Annotated in this window: 3 protein-coding genes; all 3 read right to left on the reverse strand. The window is 40.9% G+C overall.

Annotated features, from left to right (window positions below; translation table 11 throughout):
- Positions 1-69: 69 nt before the first annotated feature.
- The 3 genes from WOCAOBSORBRA_RS06500 to WOCAOBSORBRA_RS05965 all read right to left on the reverse strand — a co-directional run bounded on the left by WOCAOBSORBRA_RS06500 (position 70) and on the right by WOCAOBSORBRA_RS05965 (position 1351).
- On the reverse strand, positions 70-192 hold the full coding sequence (locus WOCAOBSORBRA_RS06500) for a hypothetical protein (protein ID WP_281346863.1): 123 nt from the start codon (positions 190-192) through the stop codon (positions 70-72).
- 135 nt (positions 193-327) lie between these two features.
- The gene (locus tag WOCAOBSORBRA_RS05960) at positions 328-1122 is read right to left on the reverse strand and encodes a collagen-like triple helix repeat-containing protein (protein ID WP_174516149.1); all 795 of its coding nucleotides are present in this window, start codon (positions 1120-1122) and stop codon (positions 328-330) included.
- Positions 1123-1186: 64 nt separating this feature from the next.
- Positions 1187-1351: a hypothetical protein gene (locus WOCAOBSORBRA_RS05965; protein WP_174516150.1), complete on the reverse strand. Its 165-nt coding sequence runs from the start codon at positions 1349-1351 to the stop codon at positions 1187-1189.
- Positions 1352-1409: the final 58 nt, after the last annotated feature.

Genomic DNA, 1409 nt, shown 5'->3' on the forward strand with positions numbered 1-1409 from the left:
GCATGTAACTCCAATTGTGTTTTGGCATAAAACGCGACGCGTATTAGACTTATTTGCAAGCAAAGCTTGCTAGATCCCAGTGTCAGCTACTTGGATGACACCATTCTTTTTCCTGGATCCAAGTAGTCTGGGCACTGGGATGACAAGAAGAAGGCACTGGGATGACAGGAGAAGGAGGCACTGGAATGACAAAGTGGAGTGTCTGCTTCTGTCATCCTATGATAGCTAAAAAGACCTGGTCACGCGCTGGAATGACGTAGCGGAATGTTATCCCAGTTTCCCTATCCTGTTATCCAAGTAGCGTGACTACTTGGATCTAGCGCTGGATTACCAAGTCCAATTAAGTGCAGCATCATCACTTGTTGGAGGCTCAAAATACGGTTGTGACATTTCCTCTTGCACAGCTCTTTTAAATTCTGGACTTTCTATGCTTATCTTTGTTACATGCTCTTGTAAGGCTTTCTCAGCAGCTATTTCAGCAGCTGATGGACTTGTTCCATCTGCTCCTTTAAGACCAGTATCCCCTTTCTCTCCTTTTAGCCCGGTGTCTCCTTTATCTCCTTTTGGGCCTTGAGCTCCATCTGCTCCTTTAAGACCAGTATCCCCTTTCTCTCCTTTTGGCCCGGTGTTTCCTTGATCTCCCTTTAGCCCTTTACCTCCTAAGAACACCTTTGCTGTTTGATCACTTTTGGCACCATACTTATTGTCAGTAGAGTTATCAAGGAATTCTCCTAATTTATCCACTAGAATTGATTTGTCGCCGTCTTTTGCAGGAAGTATAGCTTTCGCGAAAGCTTTTTTGTTTACTGCCTCTATAAGGTTGGAAGCATTGATTTTAGCAAAAGCAGTATCAGCAGCAGTTTTAGTGTAAACGTCTGCAGTGTTAGCTTTAGCTGCTAAATCAGCTGAATTAGCTTTCTTTCCTAGCTCAGTATCGACGTAATTCTTGTCAGCTTTGTTAGTTAGAGCGGCTGTGTCAGCTTTCTTTTTCAACTCATCATCCACACCTTTTTTAGTATAAACACCATTATCATCAGCCCCTGCTTTGAGCTTTGCTAATAGAGCATTTACAAAATCATTATTGTTTATGAGTGATTCTTCTAAAGGTTCATCTAACGTCATATCACACTCTCCATTGATTATAAAAACCATAGAGTGCATAAAAATAATATAATTTCCGTAAATGCTAGATTTTGCATAAGACTTCCCTGAAACTTGTTGTTTCAGAATTCTCCTCTTGTAATCCAAGTGTGTAGCAGATGATGTCATGCAAGTAGCTGACACTGGTTTGATCGAAAATGTTGTATAGTGCACAATCAATTTTTCTGGATCCCAGTGGGCTTTGTTGCATCGCTAGCTATGATGGATTAAAGATAAAAAAGATAGGGAATATCAGTAGCTTATTATTC

It is taken from the genome of Wolbachia endosymbiont of Cardiocondyla obscurior (genome assembly GCF_902713635.1).
GTDB lineage: Bacteria > Pseudomonadota > Alphaproteobacteria > Rickettsiales > Anaplasmataceae > Wolbachia > Wolbachia pipientis.